The 25,773-nt window shown below is 61.9% G+C and carries 22 protein-coding genes, 1 tRNA gene and 1 pseudogene; 13 read left to right on the forward strand and 11 right to left on the reverse strand.

All coding sequences use genetic code 11. The features are described from left to right. The 4 genes from ACZ1A1_RS17370 to phoR all read right to left on the reverse strand — a co-directional run. A partial coding sequence (locus ACZ1A1_RS17370) for a DUF3333 domain-containing protein (RefSeq protein WP_463620896.1) occupies positions 1 to 853 on the reverse strand: 853 nt, incomplete at its 3' end. Next, a complete protein-coding gene (gene pstC / locus ACZ1A1_RS17375) occupies positions 850 to 2,334 on the reverse strand; it encodes a phosphate ABC transporter permease subunit PstC (RefSeq protein WP_313196715.1) in 1,485 nt (494 codons plus the stop codon). The genes ACZ1A1_RS17370 and pstC, both read right to left, overlap by 4 nt. A gap of 153 nt (positions 2,335 to 2,487) precedes the next feature. Beyond that, a complete protein-coding gene (locus ACZ1A1_RS17380) occupies positions 2,488 to 3,522 on the reverse strand; it encodes a substrate-binding domain-containing protein (protein WP_415212075.1) in 1,035 nt (344 codons plus the stop codon). 189 nt (positions 3,523 to 3,711) lie between these two features. Then, entirely contained in the window at positions 3,712 to 5,001 is a 1,290-nt protein-coding gene (gene phoR / locus ACZ1A1_RS17385; protein WP_463620897.1) for a phosphate regulon sensor histidine kinase PhoR, read from the reverse strand. A gap of 144 nt (positions 5,002 to 5,145) precedes the next feature. Between phoR and ppk2 the strand changes: the two genes are divergently transcribed. Beyond that, on the forward strand, positions 5,146 to 6,027 hold the full coding sequence (gene ppk2 / locus ACZ1A1_RS17390; protein ID WP_463620898.1) for a polyphosphate kinase 2: 882 nt from the start codon (positions 5,146 to 5,148) through the stop codon (positions 6,025 to 6,027). 29 nt (positions 6,028 to 6,056) lie between these two features. Here ppk2 and ACZ1A1_RS17395 read toward each other — a convergent pair whose 3' ends face one another. Continuing rightward, on the reverse strand, positions 6,057 to 7,196 hold the full coding sequence (locus ACZ1A1_RS17395) for a biotin transporter BioY (protein ID WP_463620899.1): 1,140 nt from the start codon (positions 7,194 to 7,196) through the stop codon (positions 6,057 to 6,059). A gap of 1,068 nt (positions 7,197 to 8,264) precedes the next feature. Between ACZ1A1_RS17395 and ACZ1A1_RS17400 the strand changes: the two genes are divergently transcribed. The 4 genes from ACZ1A1_RS17400 to socB all read left to right on the forward strand — a co-directional run bounded on the left by ACZ1A1_RS17400 (position 8,265) and on the right by socB (position 10,844). Next, the gene (locus ACZ1A1_RS17400) at positions 8,265 to 9,224 is read left to right on the forward strand and encodes an NAD(P)H-dependent flavin oxidoreductase (protein ID WP_463620900.1); all 960 of its coding nucleotides are present in this window, start codon (positions 8,265 to 8,267) and stop codon (positions 9,222 to 9,224) included. A gap of 261 nt (positions 9,225 to 9,485) precedes the next feature. Then, positions 9,486 to 9,561 (forward strand) — tRNA-Thr (locus ACZ1A1_RS17405). 31 nt (positions 9,562 to 9,592) lie between these two features. Continuing rightward, positions 9,593 to 10,144, forward strand: a complete 552-nt coding sequence (socA, locus tag ACZ1A1_RS17410) for a type VI toxin-antitoxin system SocA family antitoxin (protein ID WP_463620901.1) — start codon at positions 9,593 to 9,595, stop codon at positions 10,142 to 10,144. Next, on the forward strand, positions 10,122 to 10,844 hold the full coding sequence (gene socB / locus ACZ1A1_RS17415; protein WP_463620902.1) for a type VI toxin-antitoxin system SocB family DNA replication inhibitor toxin: 723 nt from the start codon (positions 10,122 to 10,124) through the stop codon (positions 10,842 to 10,844). The genes socA and socB overlap by 23 nt, the downstream gene beginning before the upstream one ends. Positions 10,845 to 10,850: 6 nt before the next feature. On the opposite strand, the gene ACZ1A1_RS17420 is transcribed toward socB, so the two are convergent. Beyond that, entirely contained in the window at positions 10,851 to 11,147 is a 297-nt protein-coding gene (locus tag ACZ1A1_RS17420; protein ID WP_463620903.1) for a hypothetical protein, read from the reverse strand. A gap of 114 nt (positions 11,148 to 11,261) precedes the next feature. Between ACZ1A1_RS17420 and ACZ1A1_RS17425 the strand changes: the two genes are divergently transcribed. Further along, positions 11,262 to 11,480 (forward strand): helix-turn-helix domain-containing protein, encoded by a 219-nt coding sequence (locus tag ACZ1A1_RS17425; RefSeq protein ID WP_463620904.1) that lies wholly within the window; start codon positions 11,262 to 11,264, stop codon positions 11,478 to 11,480. Positions 11,481 to 11,799: 319 nt separating this feature from the next. Here ACZ1A1_RS17425 and ACZ1A1_RS17430 read toward each other — a convergent pair whose 3' ends face one another. From ACZ1A1_RS17430 to ACZ1A1_RS17450, 5 genes and pseudogenes are all read right to left on the reverse strand, one after another. Next, positions 11,800 to 14,211, reverse strand: coding sequence for a bifunctional DNA primase/polymerase (locus ACZ1A1_RS17430; protein WP_463620905.1), 2,412 nt, complete (start codon positions 14,209 to 14,211; stop codon positions 11,800 to 11,802). Beyond that, positions 14,204 to 14,434: a helix-turn-helix transcriptional regulator gene (locus ACZ1A1_RS17435; protein WP_463620906.1), complete on the reverse strand. Its 231-nt coding sequence runs from the start codon at positions 14,432 to 14,434 to the stop codon at positions 14,204 to 14,206. The genes ACZ1A1_RS17430 and ACZ1A1_RS17435 overlap by 8 nt, the downstream gene beginning before the upstream one ends. Before the next feature lie 332 nt (positions 14,435 to 14,766). Next, positions 14,767 to 15,237 (reverse strand): hypothetical protein, encoded by a 471-nt coding sequence (locus ACZ1A1_RS17440; RefSeq protein WP_463620907.1) that lies wholly within the window; start codon positions 15,235 to 15,237, stop codon positions 14,767 to 14,769. Continuing rightward, a complete protein-coding gene (locus ACZ1A1_RS17445) occupies positions 15,224 to 16,153 on the reverse strand; it encodes a tyrosine-type recombinase/integrase (RefSeq protein WP_463621126.1) in 930 nt (309 codons plus the stop codon). The genes ACZ1A1_RS17440 and ACZ1A1_RS17445 overlap by 14 nt, the downstream gene beginning before the upstream one ends. An 18-nt stretch (positions 16,154 to 16,171) precedes the next feature. After that, positions 16,172 to 16,390 (reverse strand): annotated as a pseudogene (locus ACZ1A1_RS17450) (hypothetical protein); the annotation flags it as partial. Between the two features lie 342 nt (positions 16,391 to 16,732). Between ACZ1A1_RS17450 and ACZ1A1_RS17455 the strand changes: the two are divergent. From ACZ1A1_RS17455 to ACZ1A1_RS17485, 7 genes are read left to right on the forward strand one after another with little or no spacing between them, the layout of a single operon-like run. Further along, positions 16,733 to 18,910, forward strand: a complete 2,178-nt coding sequence (locus ACZ1A1_RS17455) for a type I restriction-modification system subunit M (RefSeq protein WP_463620908.1) — start codon at positions 16,733 to 16,735, stop codon at positions 18,908 to 18,910. After that, positions 18,907 to 20,220: a restriction endonuclease subunit S gene (locus ACZ1A1_RS17460; RefSeq protein ID WP_463620909.1), complete on the forward strand. Its 1,314-nt coding sequence runs from the start codon at positions 18,907 to 18,909 to the stop codon at positions 20,218 to 20,220. Before ACZ1A1_RS17455 ends, ACZ1A1_RS17460 begins: the two co-directional genes overlap by 4 nt. Next, on the forward strand, positions 20,217 to 20,828 hold the full coding sequence (locus ACZ1A1_RS17465) for a hypothetical protein (RefSeq protein ID WP_463620910.1): 612 nt from the start codon (positions 20,217 to 20,219) through the stop codon (positions 20,826 to 20,828). Before ACZ1A1_RS17460 ends, ACZ1A1_RS17465 begins: the two co-directional genes overlap by 4 nt. Before the next feature lie 3 nt (positions 20,829 to 20,831). Beyond that, positions 20,832 to 21,677, forward strand: coding sequence for a hypothetical protein (locus ACZ1A1_RS17470; protein WP_463620911.1), 846 nt, complete (start codon positions 20,832 to 20,834; stop codon positions 21,675 to 21,677). Positions 21,678 to 21,689: 12 nt separating this feature from the next. Further along, the gene (locus tag ACZ1A1_RS17475; RefSeq protein WP_463620912.1) at positions 21,690 to 22,397 is read left to right on the forward strand and encodes a TIR domain-containing protein; all 708 of its coding nucleotides are present in this window, start codon (positions 21,690 to 21,692) and stop codon (positions 22,395 to 22,397) included. A gap of 1 nt (position 22,398) precedes the next feature. Further along, the gene (locus tag ACZ1A1_RS17480; RefSeq protein WP_463620913.1) at positions 22,399 to 25,470 is read left to right on the forward strand and encodes a type I restriction endonuclease subunit R; all 3,072 of its coding nucleotides are present in this window, start codon (positions 22,399 to 22,401) and stop codon (positions 25,468 to 25,470) included. Between the two features lie 37 nt (positions 25,471 to 25,507). Next, positions 25,508 to 25,768 carry a hypothetical protein gene (locus tag ACZ1A1_RS17485; protein WP_463620914.1) on the forward strand — a complete coding sequence of 87 codons (261 nt, stop codon included), beginning with the start codon at positions 25,508 to 25,510 and terminating at the stop codon, positions 25,766 to 25,768. Positions 25,769 to 25,773 lie beyond the last annotated feature (5 nt).

Here is a 25,773-nt window from a genome sequence, read left to right on the forward strand (position 1 = left end):
TGACGAAGACGGCAAGGCCCAGCAGACCGTAGACGATGGAGGGCACGGCCGCGAGGTTGTTGATGTTCACCTCGATGAGGTCCGTGAAGCGGTTCTTCGGGGCGAACTCTTCCAGATAGATCGAGGCGGCGACGCCGATGGGCAGCGACAGCACGAGCACGATCAGCATCATGTAGAGCGAGCCGACGAGCGCGACGCCGACACCGGCGGCTTCCGGGCGGCTCGACGCGCCGTTGACGAAGAGGCCGGTATTGAAATGCTTGGAGAGCGCGCCGCTTTCGGCAAGCGTGTTCATCCAGCCGACCTGCTTGTCGGAGACCTTGCGGTTGGTTTCCGGCACGGAGAGGTCGATCTGGCCCTTGAAGGCCGAGTCGAGATCGCCATGGGCGAGGAAGGTGACGGTCTGCGTCGTGCCGATGATCGAGGGATCGGCGGTGACGAGGTTGCGGAACTGGACGCGGACGCTGTCCGAGATCATGCCGTTCACGGCCTTCAGGCCGGCGCGGTCGTCCTCGCTGACGCCGAGCACCTTGGCGAGCGCATTGCGGGCGAGGACCGGATAGTTGGCCGAGACCAGCTTCTGCGGGTTCGTGGCGCGCTCGTTGTCCTTGTCGATGACCTGTTCGGAGAACTCGACCGGGATCGTGATCATCGACTGCTGGAACGCCGTGTAGCCCTTGGAGACCACCGAGAACAGGAGGAGGAACAGGAAGAGCAGGCCGAAACCGATGGCGGCCATGCCGTAGAAGCGGAAGCGGCGTTCGGCGGCGTAGCGGCGGCGAAGGCCGATATCGCGGCGTTCGGGCCTTTCGGCGATGCCGAGGGCGGGGCTCGTGGTGGAGACCTGGCTCATTCGTACTGCTCCCGGTATTTGCGCACGATGTAGAGGGCGTAGATGTTGAGGCAAAGCGTGATGACGAAGAGCGTGATGCCGAGCGCGAAGGCCACCAGCGTCTGCGGCGAGGTGAATTCGAGGTCGCCCGTCAGCTGGTTGACGATCTTGACCGTCACCGTCGTCATCGGCTCGAAGGGATTGAGCTGCATTCGGGCGGCGACGCCCGCGGCGAGCACCACGATCATGGTCTCGCCGATGGCGCGCGAGGCGGTCATCAGCAGCGCGCCGACGATGCCCGGCAGGGCCGCCGGCAGGATGACGCGCTTGATCGTTTCGGAACGGGTGGCGCCGAGGCCGAGCGAGCCGTCACGCAGCGCCCGCGGCACGGCGGTGATGATGTCGTCCGACAGCGAGGAGACGTAGGGGATCAGCATGATGCCCATGACGAAGCCGGCGGTCAGCACGCTCTGCGCCTGGATGAAGTTCGAATAGTTGCCGGTGACGAGGCCGTTGAGCTGGGCGGAGATATCGCGCAGGAACGGACCGACCGTGATGAGGGCGAAGAAGCCGTAGACGATGGTCGGGATGCCGGCGAGCACTTCGAGCAGGGGCTTGGCGACCGAGCGGACGGTGCGCGAAGCGTATTCCGACATGTAGACCGCGGCGAAGAGGCCGACCGGCACGGCGACCAGCATGGCGACGAAGCCGATATAGAGCGTGCCGGCGAGCAGCGGAAGCAGGCCGAACTGGCCGGAGGAGGCCGTCGCGCCCGCCGCGGCGAAGCGCGGATCCCAGACCGTGCCGAAGAAGAACTCCCAGGCCGGGACCATGTTGAAGAAGTGGGCGGCCTCCGTCAGCATCGAGGCGACGATGCCGATCGTCGTCAGGATGGCGATGGAGGAGGCCCCGATCAGGGCCGCCAGCATCACGCCCTCGACGCGGTTGCGGGCGCGGAAGCGCGGCGCGATGGCGCGGTAGGCGAGGAAGGCGCCGGCAAGGGCCGAGAGCACGACGAGGGCCGACAGGATGGTGCTGCTGGTCGTCGTCATGCGGTTGAGGTCGTCGGCGGATTTCAGCATGTAGGGCGCGGGATCGGCCGCGAGCGGCACGCCCTTGCCGGCCAGCACCGTGCGGGCGGTCGCGGCGTCGGCGAACACCGCCTGGCGCTCTTCCGCCGAAAGCAGCCTGAAGCCGCGGGCGATGGCGCCGATCATGTTGTAGTTGAGGTTCTGCGTCGCCTGCGGCTCGGCCTTCACCTCGTCGGGAAAGCCGGCGCGGACGGTCGAGCCGATATAGATCGGGCTCGCGATGATCCAGACCAGCAGCACGATGACCGCCGGCAGCATGGACCAGATCGCGACGAAGGCGCCGTAGTAGCCCGGCCGCGAATGCAGGCTGGAGGACTTGCCGCCGGCAAGCGCATTGGCGCGCCAGCTGCCCGCCAGATAGCCCGCCACGCCGATCACGGCGACGATAAGCAATAGTATGGAAATACTCATTTCGGAAATTCCCCCGGCGAGATCATCCGCGCAGTCATTCTGTGTGTCGCAAGGTTCGACAGGCGCCCCATTTCCGGTCGAAGACCGTGACTTGGCGTCGCCGCCCGGAAGGGAGCGGCGGGCGCGGCTGCAAGGCCGCGCCCGCCAGGGTCATTACATGATCTTGCCGTCGGCGAAGGCCTTGCGAACGGTGTCGCGCTCGGCATCGGGAGCCGGGACGAGGCCGTATTCGGCCAGCGGGGAATCCGGGCCGATCATGTCGTCGTTCGTGAAGAACTCGACATATTCCTTCAGGCCCGGGATGACGCCGAGATGCGCCTTCTTGACGTAGAAGAACAGCGGGCGGGAAACCGGGTATTCGCCGGAAGCGATCGTCTCGGTCGAGGGAACGATGCCGCTGACGGTCGCGACCTTCAGCTTGTCGGCGTTGTTCTCGTAGAAGGAGAGGCCGAAGACGCCGATGCCGGACTTGTTGGCGGCGATGCGGGCGAGCGTCTCGGTGTAGTCGCCGTCGATGTCGACGGCCAGGCCGTCCTTGCGAACGGCGATGCACTTGGCATGCTGCTCGTCCTTGTCGGCGACGGCAGCCTTGATCACTTCGGCAGCGCCGGTGGCTTCGCAGCCGGCAGCCAGCATCTTCTCGTCGAAGACTTCACGCGTGCCGTGCTTTTCGCCCGGGATATAGGCGGCGATCTCGGCGTCCGGCAGGTCCTTGTTGAACTCCGACCACTTCTTGTAGGGGTTGGCGACGAGCTTGCCGTCGACGACGACTTCGGCGGCGAGCGCGAGGTAGACGTCCTTCGGCTCGAGCTTCAGGTCGGCATTGCCGCTGTCGGTGGCGAAGACGATGCCGTCATAGCCGATCTTGACTTCCTGGATCTCGGTGACGCCGGCAGCCTTGCAGGCCTCGACTTCGCTGTCCTTCATCGGGCGCGACGCATTGGCGATGTCGATGGTGTCCGGGCCGACGCCCTTGCAGAATTCCTTGAGGCCGCCGCCGGTGCCGCCGGATTCGACGATCGGCGTCTTGAAGTCCGGATAGGTCTCGCCGAACGATTCGGCGACGATCTTGGCGTAAGGAAGAACGGTGGAGGAGCCGGCGATCTGGATCTGGTCGCGCGCAACGGCAACGCCCGCGAAGGCTGCGGAGGCAACGAGCGCCGCGACAGTGAGCTTAAGAGATTTCATCTGGGTTCTCCCGAAGAGGACGTGTGTTGGAAGCGCGCGGTTCGCGCTCTCTGCCGTTGACCGGCGGCCCTTCTCTAAACCTCGATCGCCATCCCTTTTATGTCACTTTGACGAAACATTTGTGACAGGCCAAACGCCTGAAATTTCTCGTCTATTTCAGACGACAAGACGAAATCGCCGTCCTTTGTGTCAGAATTTGACGGTAAAGACCGTTCCCTTGCCCACCTCGGACTTCACCACGAGGCGCGCCTTGTGGCGGGTGAGGATGTGCTTGACGATGGCAAGGCCGAGGCCGGTGCCCTTCTTGGAACGGCTCGCCTCCACATTGACCCGGTAGAAGCGCTCGGTGATGCGCGGCACGTGCTCGGGCGGGATGCCGGGGCCGTAATCGGTGACGGAGAGCTCGACGGGCACGCCCTGCCCGCCCGACAGCGCCACGTCCACCCGCTTGCCTTCCTGGCCGTATTTGCAGGCATTTTCGAGAAGGTTCTCGAAGACCTCGACCAGCTCGTCGCGGTCGCCGGCCACGGTGACGGGGTGCGCCGGCAGGGCGAGCGCGATCTCGACGCCGAGCTCGTTCGCGAGCGGCTGGAGGCTGTCGCGGACATGGCCGAGAAGCGGCGCGAGGTCCACCGTCTGGTCGGGGGCGAGGTTCGAGCGCAGCTCGAGGCGGGAAAGCGAGAGCAGGTCGTCGACAAGTCGGCTCATGCGCGTCGCCTGCTCGTGCATGATGGCGAGGAAGCGCTCATGCGCCTTGAGGTCGTTCCTCGCCGGACCCTGCAGCGTCTCGATGAAGCCGCGCAGCGAGGCGAGCGGCGTGCGCAGCTCGTGGCTGGCATTGGCGATGAAGTCGGAGCGCATGCGGTCGATGCGGCGGGCCTGCGAGACGTCGCGGAAGGTCAGCAGCCAGAGCGGCTCGGTGGTGGGGCCGGCGAGCGGGGCGATGCGCACGACATAGACCGTCTCGGAGGGAAGCCGCTCGGCATGTTCGGTCTCGCCCGGCTGGCCGGAGCCGATGGCATCGCGCACCATGTCGAGGATGCCGGGCGCGCGGATGCGGCCGGCAAGGTCGCTGCCCTCGGGGATCGGCCCGAAGATCGCCTCGGCGGCGCGGTTCTGCAGCTTCACGGTCTCGCGGGCGGAAAGGAGCAGCGCCGGCGCATCGAGCGCGCCGAGGACGGCCGAGATGGGGGTGAGGTCCTCCGCCGGCGGGGCGGCCTCCACGACGGGCGCGGCCGGGGCCACCGCCATCGTCCGGCGGCCCGCCTCGACGGCGCGCCGCTCCATCCGCAGCAGGCCGGCGATGACGAGGAGCAGCACCGCGAAGGACACCCAGCCGAGATGCAGGCCCGCAAGCCACATCATGAAGCCGACGAAGACGGCGGAGGCAATGAGTACGCGTTCGCCCCACAGTTGCGTCGCCAGCCATCCGAGGCCCGTGCGCTGATCCGTCACGACCACCCATTCCCTTGCAAGCATCGTAGCCTCCACGCCTCCATGATTCCCGATGGATAGCGCGGCTTCATGACATGTTTTTCACGGCCGGCTTGAATTCGCAATGCGGTTGTGGCCACCTTCGCCGAAGCGGCCCCCTGCCGCGGAGCGACATTCAAGGAGCAGACGATGGCGGAAAAGGCCGAAAGCCGGGGCGTGGAACTCGACATCCACGACAAGAAGCGCGTGTTCGATGTCGACGATCCCGTCCTGCCCGGCTGGATCGACGACAAGGCCTTCGGCTCGGGCGACTATCCCTATGACAAGAAGCTCGACAACAAGGAATACGAACGGCTGCTGAAGCTCTTGCAGATCGAGCTGGTCAAGGTGCAGTTCTGGCAGCAGAAGACCGGCAAGCGCATCATCGCCGTCTTCGAGGGGCGGGACGCGGCCGGCAAGGGCGGCGCCATCCACGCCACCGCCTCCTACATGAACCCGCGCTCGGCGCGCGTCGTGGCGCTGACCAAGCCGACCGGCACCGAGCAGGGCCAGTGGTATTACCAGCGCTATGTCGCGACCTTCCCGACGACCGGCGAATTCGTGCTCTTCGACCGCTCCTGGTACAACCGGGCGGGCGTCGAGCCGGTCATGGGCTTCTGCACGCCCGAGCAATACGAGAAATTCCTCAAGGAGACGCCGCGCTTCGAGAAGATGATCGTCTCGGAAGGCATCCATCTCTTCAAGTTCTGGCTGGATATCGGCCGCGAGATGCAGCTCAAGCGCTTCCACGACCGCCGGCACGATCCGCTGAAGATCTGGAAGCTGTCGCCGATGGACATCGCCGCGCTCAACAAATGGGGCGACTATTCGGAAAAGCGCGACCGCATGCTGAAGGAAACGCACACGGACAACGCGCCCTGGACCGTGATCCGCGCCAACGACAAGCGCCGCGCGCGCGTCAACCTCATCCGCCACATCCTGAAATCGCTCGACTATGACGGCAAGGACAAGCAGGCGATCGGCGAGATCGACGACAGGATCGTCGGCTCCGGCCCGGGCTTCCTCAAATAGCCCGGTGCCCGCGCTTTCGCCGGAACGCTCTACTCGCCCGGCTGGATGCGCACGCCGAAGAGGTTGACGCTGGCATTGCCGCCGGAAATGTCGCTGTTCAGCAGGATATGACCCGGCTCGCTCGGCGAGAGCGAGCGGTCGAACTCCACCTGGAACAGGATGTCGGTGCGCTCCGAGACGGTGAAGCGGTGGCGGCCGCAAGTGCCCATGGAGGCGAAATCGCATTCGACGGCGACCTGCACCGGCTTGTCGCCGGCCGCCTGCACGGTGAGCGCGACGGTGGAGGCCTTGCCGCTCATTTCGCCGAGCACGTCCGGAGAAACCTCGATGCGCACCGCGCCGTCGCGGTCCGGATTGGTGGAAGTGACGCGCACGGCCGGCCCCTCGCTGGTGCTGACCGATTCGAAGCGGCCCGCGGGGCCGGCGGAGATCTTCGCCGTATCGGCCGGCGCGAAGACCGCGCGCCAGTCGGAAGAGAAGTGGTTCTGCGTGTCGAGCGCCTTCTTGAGCGGATCCTCGCCCGAGAAATCCTCGCCCGAGACGCGGGCCGGCGGCCTGGAGCCGTCCGCGACGTTGCGCAGGTCGTCGAGAAGCCCGCTCGTCTGGACCCACCAGGCGAGCGCGCCGAGGGCGGCGATCAGCGTGGCGAGGACGAGCAGGAAGGAAAACAGCCGTCCGCGCCGCTTGCGGGCCTTGGCCACCCGCTCGGGGCGGAAATCCGGGGCCTTTGCCGTCTTGGCGGGCGTCGCCGCCGCGCCGCCGGCGGCAAAGCCGTCCTGGCGGTCGGGGCGGATGGCGCCGATATCGGCGGCGCCGGCAGCGGGCTTTTCCGCCTCAAGGCGCGGCCCGGCATCGAGCTTCGGCTCGGGACGCACGTCGCGTTCGGCGCGCAGCACCGGCTCCGGCCGCACATCGACCGCCGGCTCGACGCGGACATTGCGCGCGGCAGCGGAGGCGATCTCAGCGCGCTCCTCGGCCTCGATCTGGTGAATGGTGGCTTCGAGCCGGTGGCGCTGCGCGGCGACGGTTCCCGGGTCGTTGACCTCCTGCTTGCGCAGGCCCGCCTCGAGCGCATTGCGCGCCGACTGGTAGATGCGCGCGCGCACCTCGGCATTGCCGCGCTCCGAGCGCGCCAGCGCGTTCCTGATTGCCGTTTCCAGTCCGCTCACATCCGACCCTTCTGCGGGAGCCGCGCGACGGCGCGGCACGATCCATCTGTGGAAAGAGCCCTACTTTCCGGCTTTTGTTAGTTTTTGCGTAACGTTTGACGGAAATTTTCGCAAGCCTTGCCGCCGAAACTGCCCGTTCTTCTGCGGGGATAAGCCGGAGCGAATCATGCGGGGCCCGGCCTTGTGGCACCGCTGCCTGCATCCGATGGCCGGATGTATCCCGCTTGCCATGCATCGCCGTTGCCCGAGCGCGGCGCTTCCTGTTACCTGCCCCGTTGCTGCGTGTACCCGGATGGATCGCCGTCCCGACGGCCATGGTCACCGGCGGTCCGAAATGTGGAACCTCCAACCGCCTGCGCCTCTGCGGCATGCGCCCGATGGCCAAGCAACCCAATGGCCATGCTCGTCCGATACATGGCATGCGCTACCTCCGCTTGCCTGCACCATTGCCGCCCGCGCCCGGTGCTTCGCCATCCCTATGGCTAAGTTCCGACCAACGCCCGAAATGTAGCAACTCCGCTCGACCGCCTCTGCGATGTGCGCCCGGTGGCCAGCGCCCGCTAGCCAAGCTCGCCCGACACTTGGGGCGCATTACCGCCACTCACCTACGCCATTGCCACCTGCGCCGATGCCTCGCCATCTCGCCAGCCAAGCTCGCCTGATTCCCCGGAATGCCGTATTTCCGTTCATCTGCGCCGCTGCCGCGCGCGCCGTTGTCACGCCGTCCTGATGGCCATGTTCGCCCGACGCCCGGAGCGCGGCATCGCCCCTCCTTCGCACCGCTACCGCCTGCACCCGGCAAGCCGACGGCCGTGCTCGCCCGATGCCCGAAGCATAACGCCTTCCCTCGCCTTCATCTCCGCCGCCTGCGCGCGACAGCCTGTCATCCAATGGCCGTGTTCACCGATGCCCGGAGCGTGCCACCTTGCCATGCCGCCCGGAGGAAAAGCGCGTCTTGCCGTTTCGTCACTGACTGCGCCGCGACGCACCAGCACCCCTTTTCAGAGGGAATTCCCGCTGATATGGTTTTGACGTTTTCGTAAACGTCAAAATGTCAGGACTTCCGCCATGGCCCTGCCCGCGATCCTCAACGACAAGCTGCGCCTGCCCGTCGTCGGCGCGCCGCTCTTCATCGTCTCGCATCCCGCGCTGACCCTTGCACAATGCAAGGCAGGTGTCATCGGCGCCTTCCCGGCGCTGAACGCCCGCCCGGAATCGCAGCTGGACGAATGGCTGGCGGAGATCACCGAGGGCCTTGCCGCGCACGATGCGAAGCATCCCGACCGCCCCGCCGCCCCCTTCGCCGTCAACCAGATCGTCCACAGGTCCAACAGGCGGCTGGAGCACGACCTGGCGATGTGCGTGAAATATAAGGTGCCGGTCGTCATCTCCTCGCTCGGCGCCGTGCCGGAGGTGAATGCGGCAATCCATTCCTACGGTGGCATCGTGCTGCACGACGTCATCAACAACCGCCATGCCAATTCGGCGATCCGCAAGGGCGCGGACGGGCTGATCGCGGTGGCGGCCGGCGCGGGCGGCCATGCCGGCACGCTTTCCCCCTTCGCCCTCGTCCAGGAAATCCGCGAATGGTTCGACGGCCCCCTCCTCCTTTCCGGCGCGATCGCGACGGGCGGGGCGATCCTGGCCGCCGAGGCGATGGGCGCGGACATGGCCTATATCGGCTCTCCCTTCATCGCCACCACCGAGGCGCGCGCCAGCGAAGCCTACAAGCAGGCGATCGTCGACAGCACTGCCTCCGACATCGTCTATTCCAACTATTTCACGGGCATCCACGGCAACTATCTGAAGCCTTCCATCGCGGCCGCCGGCATGGACCCCGACCACCTGCCGGAAGCCGACCCCTCGAAGATGGATTTCGACAAGGCCACGACCGGCGCCAAGGCCTGGAAGGACATCTGGGGCTGCGGCCAGGGCATCGGCGCCGTGAAGGCCGTCGAGCCGGTCGAAGCGCTCGTCGCCCGCCTTGCCCGCGAATACGCCGCCGCCAGGGCCCGCATCGCGGCCTGAGGCCTCCATTTAACCACGCCGCGCCGGAAAAATGCGGAAGTTGAAACTCCCCGCTTGAAATCTCCGTCCAATGCGGTTATCAGCGCACCCATTCCGGTCCCGACACGCTTCGGGACCGCTGAAGGGCCGCTTTAGCTCAGTCGGTAGAGCACATCATTCGTAATTAGCGGGTCCGCTAGAGAATGAGGTGTAAAGCCAGTGAGTTGGGGCTGGTGAGTGTAAGTTAGTAGGGCCATAGTATGGCCGTGTGTGAAGGGTTAAGCCGCTTTAGCTCAGTCGGTAGAGCACATCATTCGTAATGATGGGGTCGCGTGTTCGAGTCACGCAAGCGGCACCACTTCCCAGCCCGAGGAAGTCAAAGTGCGCAGATGACCGGTGGTCCATACGATCCGAGAGCCGTCGCCAACCTCATGCTGGACGAGGCTGACCGGTCGGGGATCAAGGTCACCAATCTTGCACTGCAAAAACTCCTCTACTTCGCCCACTCCATTTTCCTGATCGAAGCCAAGCGACCTTTGGTCAGCGGCTATTTTGAGGCATGGCAATACGGGCCGGTGCATCCTGCTGCCTACTCGGCTTTCAAGACGGCTGGCAGTTCTCCTATCGACTTCCGCGCCACCGGGCAGAACGTGATGACCGGCGAGCGCCATACGCTGGACCTTCCCAAGGACCCGGCCATTCGGCGTCATCTGGCGCGTATCATGTCGTCCTACGGGCAGCTATCGCCGGGGCGGCTGGTGGACATCTCCCACGCCAAGGGAGCGCCTTGGGATTACATTGCGGACAAAGGAAGAACATCGGTTGCGCTGGGGTTGCGAATCCCCGATGATGTCATCGTTAACCGATTCAAGTTCCACAAGGTTTCCGTTGGCGCGGCTCCGGCCGCGGGAGAACCGGATGAAGATACGCCGCTTACCTGAGATCGATCTTGCCCGTGTCGCAACGCTGCCGACGGATCAGAAGCGGCGCGAACTTGAGCGTTTTAAGCTCGGGCATCCGACGATCACCTACAAACCGGTACGCGCCCGGTTCGCCGATATCTTCAATGTTCAGCCTGATATGTTCGCGGCTGCCGACCCGACCGCGTGGCCGGTTCTGGAACGACTGATACAGGCAAAGGCGACCTCCGACGACGAATGCAACGCCAACCTGCTCGTCGCCAAGGGTCTGCATGACTTCGCGCGCGCAAATGCCTTGCGAAGCCGCTCTCAAGCCTTCTTCCCACTTCCTCTGAGCGTCGGCGAGAAGGTGGAATACTGGTTGCCGATGGTGACGGCGCTGGAGGGTGCCCCGCTGGTGATCTTCATCGACCCCCGGCGCGGCAAGCGCCTTACGGCAGAAGCGAGACGGTTTGTCTTCTCGATGATGCATGAGCATATCCGGGTCGCCAATCCGGACTTCACCGCCGCTCGGCTCGGGGTCGTGCAGTTCGGCGATGCGGTTGACGACCAGCGCCCGGTGACGCTGAGCACCGACGAAGGGGGCGAACTCTTTGGCTTTGACCAGCTCGACCAGATGGTGCGCGAGACCTACGACATCTGGCGCGAGGTCAGCGAGGCGCACGAAGACGAGGTTCGCCGTAAGGCCGCTGGCGGTGGTCACGGTCCTCTGTTCGACTGACGGGCCTCAGCGTCCTTCCAGCCGTCGCCTGACGGCCTTCCGCACTCGGTACCAATAGGTCTGCTCCGCGCCGTCGCTGTCGTACCACGCGCGCTCGTGGCGGGCGAAGGCCTCTCCCTCGGGATCGGGGTAGTTGGCGACAATGTCAGCGGCCACGCGGTCAATGTCGGCGGCAGGGATCAGCCTTGGCTTTATCGCGTCGATCCAGATTGTCCACAGGACCAGTCCAACGAAGATAAGTGCTTGGCCGCCGAAGAAGATCAGCAAGAGCCATGAGAATGCCTGGCCGAGTATGTCCCACATCGCACGCCCCCAAATGAAGTGCGATGTAGCCTATAGTCAACAAGCAAAGATCGAAAGCAAAATGAGACTCATCGTCCGTGGGCTTATCGTCTTCAATTCCGATGAATGCCGCACATGGAAGACGTGCGCGCGATACTGGCCCGAAACATCAAGGCAGCCCGGAAACGGCTGAATCTTTCGCAGGAAGAGCTTGCCGACCGCGCAGAGATCGACCGCACCTATGTCTCCGGCATTGAGCGGCAGGTCAGGAATCCAACGATCACGGTGGTCGCGAAATTCGCCGAAGCGCTCGAGACAACGACGGCGGACCTGCTGACCGACCAGGGCGCATGATCTCGGCCGGAGAAGGCCACTAGCGACCCTCACGCGCCGCAAGACCAAACCCGGCGCACATAGCCCCGCCGCACAGCCCTCAGAGCGCCCCACAGGCGCGTTATGCGGGTTAATCGGCAGCGGTCCAAGCCCGCCGTCCTCGGACGTCTGAGGCGGCTCTGACGGCCATGCAAAAGCCCAGCGGATGCCATACCCGCTGGGCTTGTTGGTTTTGAGGGGTTTTGAGGGGTTATGCGGGTTTGCCGGGCACGCGCGGTGGCGGCAAACCCGGCAAACCCATCCAAACCCTGTTCAGGCCGGTACGCTCCATGGCCTGCCCTCAGAAGGGCGATCCGCGATCAGTCCGCTCCGCGCGTGCGGCGGCGCCGATATCCCTGACCCGATAAGCTTTTACGCCCGATCCGTCCGTCTCCGACAGCAGCACCAAGCCGCCGACTATCCGATCGACATGCTTGGCCAGGAATCGCCCGACGCTGCGCGCATTGAAGTGCTGATACCGGGTCGTGGCGATCAACTCTGCGACGAGCTCCTGCGCCGGGCCCCTGCCTTGCTTGTCGGTCATCGCGGCCAGTTGGGCGAGGGTGACCGGGCGGTCCTGCAATGCGGACCACCAGAGCCGGAGCAGGTCGAGTAGCACCGCCTTGGCCGGATCGTCGGCAAGGATGCGCTCACGCGTGTCAGCGGGGTCATCATGGCCGAGCCACACGATGGCCTCGCGCACAAGATTCCAGTCCTCGAACGAGCCGATCTTGTCGAGCGGTTGCGGACGCCCCGCGCCGATGTAGGCACGCAAAGCCGTCAACCCGGCCATGACCAAGTGCGGACGATTTGCGCGCGCCTCAGCACGCGGGTCAAAGCTGAACTGCCGCTGGTCCGGTCGTTCCATGCCGGGGTCCATCCGACAGATCAGCGCGCGCCGAGTTACGTCGCCCGAAAGCGTCAGGTTGTTGCCGGTCGCCAAGACGAGACAACGCGTCGGCAGCGTCCGCATCTCGGACTTGCCGAGGATGCGCGGGCGCACCCGCTCCTGGGTCAGCATGGAGCACAGGAAGTCGCCTTGGATCGGGCGTTCGCAATTGTCCATCACGATGACCTGATCCCCGGCCATCAGCACCGACGAAAGCCGCTTCTGATCTTCCTCTCCGTTGAAGCCCTGTGAGAGCATCGCCGGTTTGTGGCCGGTGGCGATCACGCCTATCGTCTCGGCGAGCAGCGACTTACCGGTCCCCGCTGTCGGCGCGTCGATGGCGAATTGCGGCGCTGACGGAAACATCGGCCGAACGAGTGCCGTCAGCACCGCCGCGAGAGTGACACTTCGATCCGCTTCACTCGCGAAGCAGAAGTCCCGGAACGGCTCGGCAATAAGCGCGATGGCCTTCTCGGCATCGGCCTTGGATGGCTCTTCCGGAACCGGCGGAAAGACCACATTGCCCGGATCGTAGAGCAGTGCGGATGCGGTGTCGTATCCCGGCTCCTGGAGCATGGTGCCATCGGCACGGAGCGTCGGGCTTTGGATGACACCCTGCAGGAACGGCACCCGCCAATCGCCGACTCTGGCGAGATAGGCGATGCCGGCCTGCGCTGGCGGATCAATCCGCTTCGGACCGTCCTCCGTCTCCCGAACCCATCTGGCCGTAAGCGCGAACTGCTCGCGAAGCCATGCCGGTACGACCGGCTGCAGGATCAGCGCGCCGCTATCCCTGCCGACGCCTTCTTGATCGGCGCTTACCGTTAGGCGAATGGGCCGGACGAGGGTATCGTAGCGCTGGTATATGGGTACCCCTGCCGCAAGCAATTCAGCCTCTGCGGCGTCCACCGCCTGCGGCAGGAAGCCGGGGCGCACGGCGATGGCGTTTCCACCATCGTCGCTTTCGCCTCGGATGCCGAGCCAGCTTCGAAGGGTCTCAGCCATCGGCTCAATATCGAGATGCTCGCATAGAGTCGGAATACCCCAGACCTCCTCGCCGGCCTCAAGTCGAAAGCGGGTAGCAGCGGCCTTGCCGCCGCGCTTCGCTGCCTCCTCATCGCCGGCAAGGGTTGCGACGTGCTCGACCCAACGATCAACATCGTCGTTGTCAAACCCGGCGCGCACGAGCGCACCAGTCAGGGCTAGGCAGATATTGTCGCGGTTGCCGGGTAACGACGGATATTTGGCATATATCACAGCAAGCGAAGCGGTGACGCCAGCGCGGCGCTCCAGGAATTCCGCGTCCACTTCCGGCGTCCCGCGCGGATCGTCGTGCCATAGCACGGTCTCACCATTGGGATGGACCGAGGGCGGGGCCATCGTTTGCAGCCCGTCCCCACGCAGTTCCATGACAACCGCCCGGTCTGCGGAGAAAAGATGCGCCGCATCGGGCGGAATCTTGTATTGCCGGTTCCTGGTCAGTCTACACCGGGCGAAGCGATGACTTCGCGGCGACGTTGCCCGCCCGAAGCTGGGCAGGTCCGGGCAGACGAATTCTGCGACGCGCGCGGCCTCGGACCAATCGAAATCGAGATCGACCAGGCCGCCCGACCGCTCGCCCAGCGCAATGCCGAGATTGTTGGTAACGCCGAACTTGCGGGTCAATTCCTCGTCGGTCATGCGGGGCAGATCGCCCCACTTGCCCTTTGGCGCTTTCTTTCGCTCCGGCAGCACAAGCGGCTCCCAGCCCATGCGGTTGTAGAAGACCGCGGCGTCAGCCGGCGAAGCGAACTGCTTATCCGAGGTGAGGTTGAATTCAGACATGGCAGACATCCCCTTCAACTCGGAAGGAGGCCATCCAGGCCAGGACCTCGGATTTGCGGTAGAGAACGCGTCCCCCAATCTTGTACCAGGGTAAACCGTTCCACCGACCGGGAAGGCGCGCCTTTTCAAACAGGGACGTGCTGAGCTTGGTCAGCCGGGCGACTTCTTTCGTGCAGAGCCATTCGTCAGGCTGCACGCGTGTTTGCGTATCGGGATGTGCCATCGGGCCACTCCACCATTGAGCACGCCATCGACAGGCGGGCGTGCCGAATTGATGTTCTGGGTGAGTGACTTCGGCGCTGGCTTCGGCCCCCCTGAAGGCGGGCAACTCCCGTTCGCTTACGAGACCTCCGCGTTGTCCTGGTCTCGCCGGCCTGGTGTCGGACTGCTACCGCCCCTGCGGGGTGTCAGCCCGCGTCCTGGGTGTATCGCTCGCCGCATTCAGCGAGGAAAGCGCTTCCAAGCCCGACCACGATAGGAGCTGGGACAGGCAAAGACAAGAAGACATTGTTGCAGTGAAATGCAGTGCAAGCCTGTCCAATATTCGGCTTGCTATCATCGCAGAAAAACTGGCCTCAAAGCCTCGCGGGGACATCCCAAGTGATCCGGCTCCACCTCATAGCCCCGGCATCGCTGGCGGTACATCTCGCAAAGGGCGCTGACGGTCGCCTCCACTTCGGCACCCGTGGTGCAGCCCACAACATCGCGCGCCGCGACTGTTGCCAATTCTGAGACAGGGCGGATCGCAGACCTTGAGGCCGGTGTGCGCAACCGCAGCGCCTGCATCTCAAAATCGCAAATGTCCTTCTGCCTCTCCCGGACCATGTACAGCAGCGCCCTTTCCATGTCGTGCCCTTCCGGCCTCGCAGGACCGATGAGCGCGGTCATCGCTGCTTGCAGTCGCTCTGCGCGGCAGTCCTCGTCTTTGTCGGCCGTATGCGCATTGATGATGGCGAGAAGAACGCATTCCAGTACGGTTGCGCCGTGCATGACGATGGCCGGGGTGGGGGAGTCACTGCCTGACATTGGCCAACTCCAGAATCCGTTCCGCTACCTGCTCCACCGGCCCGCGCAAGCGCTCGGCATTGACGACAATATAGCCGCCCGTGACGTCGCCGTTGGCGCGGTGGTTCAGGAGCCGCTTGAGCGCGTAGTAGGGAACATCGAGGCTTTCAGCGATGGTGATGAACGTGCGGCGCAGATCGTGCAGCGTGAAGTTCACGCCCGAGCCGGTGCTGACGCGGAGCAGGAATTTCTTGGTCTCTACCAGATGGCCGTTCTTGCCGCGGCCTGGAAACACCCAAGGCGACCCATCCGCCTGTTCTTTGCGCTTCGTCAGCAGGTCCGCAAGGAATGCTGACAAGGGCAGGTTCAGCGGGTCACCGTTTTTCGTTGTGGGCAGATGCAGGGTGCGGGCTGCGAGGTCCACATTTTCCCAGCGCAGCTTCATCAGCTCGCCCCGGCGCATTCCGGTGAACAACGCGGTCAGCAGAAAATCGCGGGAATAATCCGGCTCAGCCATGACGGCTTTCCACCACATGGGCAGGTCCAGCGCCGTGACCAAAGTCTGCCGACGCCGCTCGCGATACCAAGCCCGAGCCTGCGACAGGATCAGCACCGGGTTGGGCGGAAAATCATCCTGCGTGGCGGCAATGAAATTATAGACCGACCGAAGGTGTCGCATCGCATTGTTGGCGGTCACCTCGCCGTGGACCTTGGCAATTTCCTGGTGCTTGGCCAGCACCATTTGCCGGGTGATCTGGTTCATGGGCTTCTTGCGCCATGCCTTGAGGTAGAGCTTGGCAGTGCGCCCGTAATTGGTAACGGTGTGCGGCGACAGCTTATTGCGCGCCTCGAAGAAGCGTTCAAAGGCCACGGCGAGCGTGACGCGCTCAACCGTCTCCTTGCGCTTTTCTTCGTTGGGGTTGCGGCCCTCGGCCATTTCGCCGAGCAACGCAAGAGCCTTCTTGCGGGCCACCTCCGGCGCAAACAGGTCCGCGCGACCAATGGTGACGCGGCGGGTGTCACGGTTCACCTGCCCTTCGGCGAAGTAGACCTTGGAGCGGCTGCCGACCCGGAGGCCGAAACCGGACAGCAACGTATCACGGTAAAGGATTTGGTCGCTTGCAGAGAACGGAATGTCGTCAATGGCGCGGCGGGTAAGACGTAGGCTAGGCATTTGAGACCTCCTGTTGGCCTCAACTCAAACTAACCAAATTAACTTGAAAATACAAGCAATATCAGATACTTATATAACATTTGCCAGCCGGATGCGCCGCAATGAAATCCTGTCCAACGCCTGCGCACGCGCGATCGGACGCACATGAGCAACGCCCGTTTCAGTTTAGCCCAGCGACACCGCCTGGCGCTCTTGCAAAGTCGCTCATCGCAAAAATTGCGTGCGACAAGCCGCTAACTCCCATTCACGCTTGACCAAACCAGATTGAAAGATTCTATCTGCCATACAAAGCACTTAAGTCCTGCCGGGCAGATCGCAAAAACACGAGAAGTATAGTCGTCGATGAATATTCAGGCCCATGACCAGCTGAAATCCCACATCTGGGAAATTGCGAACCGTCTGCGCGGACCATATCGCCCGCCGCAATATCGTTTGGTCATGTTGCCGATGGTCGTTCTGCGCCGCCTCGACTGCGTTCTTGAGCCGAGTAAGGATGCGGTTCTCAAACAATACGAAAAACTTACTGCGCAGAACATGCCGGAAAGCGCGATGGAGCGCCTGCTTGGCCGCGCCGCCGACCCCGACCGCAAGCATCCGCTCTACAATACCAGCCCGTACACTTTCGAACGATTGCTAGGCGATCCCGAAAACATCGCGCCAAACCTCGTCTCTTACATCAACGGGTTCTCGTCCACCGCCCGCACCATCTTCGAGAAGTTCAAGTTCACCGACCAGATCGAAAAGCTCGATGCCAGCAACCGGCTTTTCACCATCGTCAAGGCGATGGCCGATGTGGACCTGCACCCAGATCGCATCGACAACCTGCAGATGGGCTACCTGTTCGAGCATCTGGTGATGCGCTTCAACGAACAGGCCAACGAAGAAGCCGGTGACCACTTCACCCCGCGCGAGGTCATCCGCCTGATGGCGAACCTCGTCTATACGGGCGAGCAGGACGTCTATACGCCTGGCATCTTCCGTACCATCTACGACCCCGCGTGCGGGACGGGCGGGATGCTGTCGGAATCCGAAAAGTTCATCCTCGACCAGAACAGCCAAGCCAACCTTGCCCTGCACGGGCAGGAGTACAATGACGAGTCCTGGGCAATCTGCTGCTCGGATATGCTCATCAAGGATGAAGACACAAAGAACATCGTGCTTGGCGACACTCTAGGCGATGGCAAGACCCGTGATGGATTCGAGGGGAGCAGCTTTCACTACATGCTCGCCAACCCGCCCTTCGGCGTGGAGTGGAAGGACCAGAAGGCGGTCGTTGAACGCGAGCACAAAGAGATGGGCTTTTCTGGTCGCTTCGGCGCGGGCCTACCCGCCATCAATGACGGTTCGCTGCTGTTTTTGCAGCATATGATTGAGAAGATGCACCCCTACGAGGAAGGTGACGAGAACGCGACCGGCTCCAAGATCGCCATTGTCTTCAATGGTTCGCCGCTGTTTTCCGGTGATGCTGGGTCAGGTCCATCCAATATCCGCCGCTGGATCATCGAGAACGATTGGCTGGACGCCATCGTCGCGTTGCCTGATCAGCTTTACTATAATACCGGCATCTCCACATATGTCTGGCTCGTTACGAACCGCAAGGCGCCTGAGCGGCGCGGCAAGGTGCAATTGATTGACGGCACGCGCTTTTCCCAGCGCATGAAGAAGAGCCTCAACAATAAGCGCAACGAGATTACTGACGATCAAATCCGCGATCTCACCCGTATCTACGGCAGTTTCCGTGATGGAGAAACTGCCGAAGTCCGCATCAATGGCAATACCGAAACGCGCGTCGTCTCCCGCATCTTCGAAAACCGCGAGTTCGGCTTCCTCAAGGTGACCGTCGAGCGCCCCTTGCGCATGAATTTCGAAGCGACGCCCGAGCGCATCGCTCGGCTGTATGACCAATCCGCTTTCACCAATCTCGCCATTTCTAAGAAGCGCAAGGATGCGAAAGCGGTAGAGGCCGAGGAAGCGGCTGGACGTGCCGAACAGGACGCCATTCGTGCCGTGCTTTCAACTCTGGGAGCCAATGGGCGCTACATGGATCGCGAGGCGTTCGATGCCGACCTGACCCGCGCCGCCAAGCGCGCTGGTCTGAAACTCGCCGGTCCCAGCAAGAAGGCGATCTTTGCTGCGCTGGGCGAGCGCGACCCGGATGCCGCGATTTGCCGCGACAGCAAGGGCAGGCCGGAGCCGGATAGCGAATTGCGCGACACCGAGAACATCCCGCTGCCCGAAGGTACCACCCTGCCGCTCCCCATGCAGTTCGGGCCGGACAAGCCCAATGACAAGCTGGTGGAGGAATTCCGCGACGTGATCGACGCCTACATGGCGCGTGAGGTACTGCCGCATGTGGGCGATGCCTGGATCGATTATGATAAAACCAAGGTCGGCTACGAAATCCCGATCAATCGGCATTTCTATGTCTACAAGCCGCCGCGCCCGCTGGGGGAAATTGAAGCCGACATCACGGCCCTGGAAGGTGAGATTGCCGGGCTGCTGAAAGGGCTGGTGGCATGACGACCGTGCCGGAGAAAGTGCAGCAAGCCTATGGCTCCTTGCCGAACGGATGGCGGCTCGAAAAACTCAAATTCTTCGCGGATGTGCGCAACAGCAATGTCGACAAGACCGTAGCTGAAGATGAGGAGCCAGTTCGGCTCTGCAATTATACAGACGTCTACTACAACGACCGGATTACACCTGATCTTGAATTTACGAACGGATCGGCGACCGAGGCCGAGATTCAGAAGTTCCAGCTTAAGCGTGGACAGGTGATCATCACCAAGGACAGCGAGGGGTGGGACGATATCGGCATTCCCGCGCTGGTCACCGCAGACATGCCGGATGTGCTCTGTGGCTATCATCTGTCAGTGCTGGAACCGAGGAATGAACTCGACGGTGGATTCCTAGCTTGGCTCTGCCGTTCCGAGCCACTGAACGACCAGTTCAAGTTGGGCGCGAACGGAGTGACGCGGTACGGTCTCGGGCAATACCCGATGAAGAACGCATTCGTCGCACTCCCACCCATCGAAACCCAGCGGCGCATTGCGCGGTTTTTAGATGAGAAGACGGCGCGGATCGACGGGCTGATTGATAGGAAGCGCGCGCTTCTCGACCGGCTTGCTGAACAGCGGCAGGCCCTCATCATCCGTGCCGTCACCAAAGGCCTCAACCCCGACGCGCCCATGAAGCCCTCCGGCATCGATTGGCTCGGCGACATCCCGGCGCATTGGGAGGTGCTGCCGTTGCGTCGTCTCGCCCGGTCGGTCTCGACGGGCCGAACACCTCCGGCAGCAGAAGGAGACTATTTCGCGGGCGGCGAGGTCAACTGGTTTACGCCCGGCGATTTCGGGTCCGGCATTGAGCTGACTGAATCGGCTCGACGTCTCATTCCTGAAGCGCTGCATGATGGAGTCGCTTCACTCTTCCCGACAGACACTGTCTTCCTCGTTGGCATTGGTGCAACGCTTGGGAAGGTCGCCGTTGGTACCGCGCCAGGGTCGGCCAACCAGCAGATCAATGCGATTGTTCTCGAAAAGGAGAATGACCCCTATTACCTCGCTTACTTTCTACACGGTTTCCGAGATGAGGTGCGTGTTTCATCAAACGGCAACACGCTGGGAATTCTCAATCAGAGCGGGACCAAATCACTTCCCATTTTGAGACCTACTACTGCCGAGCAGCACGAGATTTCCGAGCATCTGAGGTCCCATGATGCGCGGAATGCGAACGTCATTCAGCAGGTCGAAAACAGCATTGCGCTGCTAAGCCAGTACCGAGGGGCAATCATCACCGCTGCCGTCACAGGGCAGATCGGGGAGTTCCAATGACGCTGGATGCTCCGACATATTTCGGGCATTTGCGCGCCTACATGAACAGACGCTACATCACCCACGACGGCGCGGGTGGTGAAGTCGTCCTTTCCGAAAAATACTTCCCGGCAACTGGCACGCGCGCCAAGACTCGTCGCATTCGATTGCTGCTGCCCGGCCAAGGCTTGGCTTTCAAACTGGATCATGATCAGGTTGAGCTACAGCGCAAGAAGTCCAAGCCGCCCTTGTTTCATTTCCTCGACGACAATGCGAAGCCGTGGTCAAAGCGTTGCGATTTCGTCATATTCTACACAAAGGGGCAAGCGTTCTATGCTGACTGTATCGAGTTCAAATCCAAGAGCCTGTCAGCGGAAAAGATCGTTCCGCAACTCAAGGCCGGTCTCAGTTGGGTAAGGACGCTTAAGCGCACAGTGGAGCACTATACTGGCGATAGCCGAAAAATCAGAGTGCGCAAGTTCGTCTTTGCCGAGAATGAGAATCCCGCAGCATATCTCGATGCTAATCGGCAACTTAATGCCGATCCCTCAATTCGCTATTATCATTTTGACGAGGTGAACGGTCTGTCGTTGGCGGCGCTGCACAACACCTCGGTGCAGGAGGTTTAGCCGGTGAGCCATCGCGATCCTTGGAAGATTCCTGAATGGCACGCCATTAGGCGCGAATGCGCGCTTGTGCGCCACCTAATCGGCTCTGGTGCCACCGCTTTGGGCCGTGCCAACTACGCCGACCAAAAGGGTGAGTATTACACGGCCTTCTTCGGCTTGTCCGTTGGGCTGGAACGATTGGCTAAGCTCGTTCTCGTCGCGGATCACGCAATCACGAACGCCGGGAAGATGCCCACTGAAAAGTTGGTTCGCCAGTATGGTCACAAGCTGTCTGACCTGATGGATGCAGCGGACAAGGTTTCCACAAATGATGCCCTGAAGCTCGACTATCCCCGCCCGAGAGACGCGATCAGTCAGAAGATTGTCGAATGCCTTGATGCCTTCGCGGATGCAGGGCGGGGCCGCTACGCCAACTTTGCTGCTTTGGGCGATCCCAATCTTGGGCGGGATGAACCTATTGGCAAATGGTGGGGTGAGGTCGCCGAACTGATCCTGAAAGAGCATTATTACGGCAAGACAGCGCAGAAACGGGTGGAAGGTCGCGCGAGCGTGGTGGATGCGGTGATGTCTCCTGTCTCTATGGTGCTCTACTTCAGCGAAACCGGCGATACGATGCAGGACGTGCTCACAGCGTCGATCCGCACTGGACAGACCGAACTCGTTCAACGCTATGGCCGCTACTATACGCTCACTGTCGTCCGATGGCTCTCCGAAGTCTTTTCAGAGCTTTCCCGCTTGGCTTGTTACACACACAATATCGACGCCTTTTTTGGCGTTTGGGAATACTTCCAAACCTATACTGTTGATGACAATTTTCTGAAGACGCGCAAGAATTGGCCTTTGGGCTGATTGGGGGGATGTATGGCTTCGAAGTTCTATGATGGGATTGAAGCGCTCAAGGCGAGACTTGAGGCCGCAGGGCTAAAAGGTGCTTGGTCGGAGCCCAACGGCTGCCATCGGTTTGACTCCCAACGGGGTGGAGTTCTGCTCTTCTGGCCGGGCAAGGGTACTGTTCTGATTCAAGGTAAGTCACCCGGAAAAGAAGACATTGAGGCTGCTTTCAACGGCGACCAACCGGTCGCGGTGCCGGCAGTAGCCCAGCCCGATGGGCCAAGCAAAAAGGTTTTCGTCGTCTACGGGCACGACGAAGCAGCACGCACCCAACTTGATGCCATGCTCCGACGTTGGGGCTTGGAGCCAGTAATCCTCGACCAGCTACCCTCCAAAGGTCAAACCATCATCGAGAAACTGGAGGATTACACGGAAGATGTCGGCTTCGGTGTTGTCCTGGCCACCCCTGACGATCTTGGATATCCAAAGGACCATGAGGACCAAAAAGCCTACCGTGCCCGACAGAATGTTGTGCTCGAGCTGGGAATGCTGCTCGTGAAACTGGGCCGTCCGAAAGTGGCGATCCTGCTCGGCAATCAAGTGGAAATGGAGCGCCCCTCCGACATTCAGGGACTTATCTACATCCCCTTCAAGGAGAACCTGCAGAAGGAAGCAGGAACCTTGCTAGCCAAAGAAATGGCGGCACAGGGCTACACCATCGACGTAGCGAAGCTCTGACATGGCGGGGCATACTGAAAGCGATTTTGAGACAGCCATCGAAGCTGGACTAGTCGGCGCGGGCGGCTATGCCATGCGCTCACCCGCCGCTTATGACGAGTTGTTGGCGTTGTTTCCCGGGGATGTAACTGGCTTTCTCAGGGACAGTCAGGCGGCAAGGTGGGCACAGCTTGAAGCCCTGCTCGGGGCGAAGACCGAAGCGACGGTGCTGGACAGTCTCGCCAAGGAACTCGACATCAAGGGCACGCTCCACGTCCTGCGGCATGGTTTCAAATGCTACGGCAAGACGTTTCGGCTGGCCTATTTCCGCCCGAACTCCGGCATGAACCCCGAGGCCGCCGCGTCCTATGCCGCGAACCGCCTGACCATCGCGCGGCAGGTCGCCTTCACCTCGATAATGAAAAACGCCGAAGGCAAGAACCGGCGCTGCATCATTGACGTGACATTGAGCGTCAATGGTCTGCCCGTGGCCACAGCGGAACTGAAAAACCCGCTAACCGGGCAGCGCGCGGCGGATGCCGTTCGCCAATATTGCGATGCGCGCGACGAGCGCGATTTGCTGTTCGCCTTCAAAAAACGGGCGCTGGTGCATTTCGCGGTGGACCCGGACGAGGTGTGGATGACCACGCGCCTCAAGGGCAAGGAGACGGTTTTTCTCCCGTTCAACAGAGGCAACAATCATGGTGCGGGCAATCCGCCTGTCGAGGGAAACTGGAAAACCCACTACCTCTGGGACGAGGTGCTCCAGGCCGATAGCCTGATCGACATCTTGCAGCGCTTTATGCACCTGGAGGTGAAGGAGCGGCAGGTCAAGACCGACAAAGGCGTGCGCACCATCCGCAAGGAAACGATGGTGTTCCCCCGCTATCACCAACTCGACGCGGTGCGCAAACTCGTTTCCCATGCGCGCGAGTACGGCACAGGGCGAAATTACCTCATTCAGCACTCGGCGGGATCGGGGAAATCCAACTCCATAGCGTGGCTGGCGCATCGGCTGGCGAGCCTGCACGACGCCAATGACGAGAAGGTGTTTCATTCGGTCGTGGTTGTCACCGACCGGCGCGTGCTCGACCAACAATTGCAGAACACCATCTATCAATTCGAGCACAAAACCGGGGTGGTCGAGAAGATCGACGAAGACACCCAGCAACTCGTTCGCGCCCTGTCTCAGGGCACGCCGATTGTCATCACGACGATTCAAAAATTCCCGTTCATCTCGCAGGCGCTGTCTACCCTCGAAGGCAAGGGCACAGGCGTAAAGATCGACACGGCAGGCAAGCGCTTCGCAGTGATCGTGGACGAGGCCCATTCCTCGCAAAGCGGTGAGACCGCCACGGCGCTCAAGGGGATGCTGAACAAGGACAGTATTGAGGCCGCAATCGCGGCACAGATGTCAGAAGAAGAGGATGACGATCTTTCCGACGAGGCCAAGGCGGCGATGCTGCGCGATGCGCTGAAGCGCGCCCGGCAGCCGAACCTTTCGTTCTTCGCCTTCACAGCCACACCGAAGTTCAAAACCAAGGTGCTGTTTGACGAGCCGGGACCGTCTGGCACATCGCCGTTTCATGAGTACACCATGCGGCAAGCCATCGAAGAAGGCTTCATCATGGACGTGCTTCTAAACTACACGACCTACAAGCGCTTCTTCGGTCTGATCAAACAGGTGGAGAACGACCCCGAAGTTCCGCGCAAGAAGGCGGCGAAGGCGCTGACGCGGTATCTGGAACTGCACCCTGTCAATATCGAGCAAGTCGTATCGGTCATCGTGGAGCATTTCCGGCTCTACGTGATGCATGAGCTTGGCGGACGGGCCAAGGCGATGGTCGTCACCGGTTCGCGGCTCGCCGCCGTCAAATACAAGCTAGCCTTCGACCACTATATCAGGAACAACGGCTACACGGGAATTCGGTCACTGGTGGCGTTTTCAGGCACAGTCGAGGACCCGGAAGACCCCGGCGCGTCCTACACCGAAGTTTCCATGAACGAGGGCTTAGCCGAAAGCGAACTGCCCGAAACCTTTGAGCGCGACGATTACCGCGTCCTCCTGGTAGCCGAGAAATATCAAACCGGCTTTGATCAGCCCTTGTTGCAGACCATGTACGTGGTCAAGCGCTTGGCAGGGGTGCAGGCCGTGCAAACGCTCTCCAGACTAAACCGCATGGCTCCCGGCAAGGCGCGCACCTTCGTGCTCGATTTCGCCAACGAGGAAGACGACATCTACAAGGCGTTCAAGCCCTATTACGAGGCGACGCCGATTGGCGAGAATGCCGATCCTCACCGCCTGTCCGAGTTACAGCACAAGCTATTGGAATGGGCGATTTTCGCGCCGGATGATATCAATGCCTTTGCCGAGGTATGGTATCGTGGCAAGCGTGATCACTCTGCCACCGACCACCGCCTGATGAATGCGGTGCTCGACGCGGTCGTGCAGAGATTTGGCGAGAGGGAAGAACAGCAACAGGACGAGTTTCGCGGCCAACTGACTGCCTTCCGCAACCTCTATGCTTTCCTCTCGCAGATCATCCCCTATCAGGACAGCGAACTTGAAAAGCTGTACGCCTTCGTCCGCAATCTCATCGCCAAGCTACCGCCACCCGGCGACGGCCAAGCTTTCGCCTTGGACGACGAAGTCGCGCTCCGCTTCTTCCGCCTCCAACAGATGACCGAAGGGTCAATCGATCTTGGCTATGGCGAAGCCGCGCCGCTTAAAGGACCGACCGATGTTGGTACAGGCGGCTTTAGCGAGGAAGCAGTTGCACTGTCCACGCTGGTGTCGAAGCTGAACGAGCGGTTCGGCACGAATTTCACCGAAGCCGACCAGTTCTTTTTCGATCAGATACGTGCGAGCGCAGAGGAAGACGACAAGATCGTCGAAGCCGCCAAGGCGAACAACCTCGCCAACTTCTCTTCCTATCTGGAGCGGATGCTGGACGAATTGTTCATCGACCGCATGGAAGGCAACGAGGAAATCTTCTCGCGCGTGATGACCGACAAGGAATTTCGTTCGGCTGCCCATGAACACCTTGCGCTCGAAATCTTCAGGCGCGTGCGGGAAGGCAAGGCGGCGGAATGAATTTCACGACAGCGACCATTCATTCGGAGAATTTTGAGTGCCAAAGCATAGCCTGCACGCATTCGTCAGCCGGGGCGCTCGTTCGGGGGAGCTACTATTTCCTCACAAACATGAGGACGGCAGTTATGTGGTGTCCAAGACCCGTTTCGAGGCAGACTATATCCGGGTTACGAGCGAAACCGATATCCTGCCGTGGCTTGAAAAAGGGTTCGGCCTGAGGATGTCGAACCCGGCCAACGGCATCATTGCGCCAAGCCTGATTACACCGGAGTCGATATTCCGGCCCGTCATCATGTAGTGCGC

Source organism: Shinella sp. R2-11, assembly GCF_055330205.1.

Bases quoted from the DNA above. Each gene is read 5' to 3' on its own strand.
- ACZ1A1_RS17430 (WP_463620905.1), bottom strand. From the start codon at position 14,211: ATGTCTGAATTCAACCTCACCTCGGATAAGCAGTTCGCTTCGCCGGCT.
- phoR (WP_463620897.1), bottom strand. From the start codon at position 5,001: ATGCTTGCAAGGGAATGGGTGGTCGTGACGGATCAGCGCACGGGCCTC.
- ACZ1A1_RS17475 (WP_463620912.1), top strand. From the start codon at position 21,690: ATGGCTTCGAAGTTCTATGATGGGATTGAAGCGCTCAAGGCGAGACTT.
- ACZ1A1_RS17425 (WP_463620904.1), top strand. From the start codon at position 11,262: ATGGAAGACGTGCGCGCGATACTGGCCCGAAACATCAAGGCAGCCCGG.
- socA (WP_463620901.1), top strand. From the start codon at position 9,593: ATGACCGGTGGTCCATACGATCCGAGAGCCGTCGCCAACCTCATGCTG.
- ACZ1A1_RS17480 (WP_463620913.1), top strand. From the start codon at position 22,399: ATGGCGGGGCATACTGAAAGCGATTTTGAGACAGCCATCGAAGCTGGA.
- ACZ1A1_RS17435 (WP_463620906.1), bottom strand. From the start codon at position 14,434: ATGGCACATCCCGATACGCAAACACGCGTGCAGCCTGACGAATGGCTC.
- ACZ1A1_RS17445 (WP_463621126.1), bottom strand. From the start codon at position 16,153: ATGGCCGAGGGCCGCAACCCCAACGAAGAAAAGCGCAAGGAGACGGTT.
- ACZ1A1_RS17460 (WP_463620909.1), top strand. From the start codon at position 18,907: ATGACGACCGTGCCGGAGAAAGTGCAGCAAGCCTATGGCTCCTTGCCG.
- ACZ1A1_RS17420 (WP_463620903.1), bottom strand. From the start codon at position 11,147: ATGTGGGACATACTCGGCCAGGCATTCTCATGGCTCTTGCTGATCTTC.
- ACZ1A1_RS17440 (WP_463620907.1), bottom strand. From the start codon at position 15,237: ATGTCAGGCAGTGACTCCCCCACCCCGGCCATCGTCATGCACGGCGCA.
- ACZ1A1_RS17380 (WP_415212075.1), bottom strand. From the start codon at position 3,522: ATGAAATCTCTTAAGCTCACTGTCGCGGCGCTCGTTGCCTCCGCAGCC.
- ACZ1A1_RS17465 (WP_463620910.1), top strand. From the start codon at position 20,217: ATGACGCTGGATGCTCCGACATATTTCGGGCATTTGCGCGCCTACATG.
- ppk2 (WP_463620898.1), top strand. From the start codon at position 5,146: ATGGCGGAAAAGGCCGAAAGCCGGGGCGTGGAACTCGACATCCACGAC.
- ACZ1A1_RS17455 (WP_463620908.1), top strand. From the start codon at position 16,733: ATGAATATTCAGGCCCATGACCAGCTGAAATCCCACATCTGGGAAATT.
- ACZ1A1_RS17400 (WP_463620900.1), top strand. From the start codon at position 8,265: ATGGCCCTGCCCGCGATCCTCAACGACAAGCTGCGCCTGCCCGTCGTC.
- socB (WP_463620902.1), top strand. From the start codon at position 10,122: ATGAAGATACGCCGCTTACCTGAGATCGATCTTGCCCGTGTCGCAACG.
- pstC (WP_313196715.1), bottom strand. From the start codon at position 2,334: ATGAGTATTTCCATACTATTGCTTATCGTCGCCGTGATCGGCGTGGCG.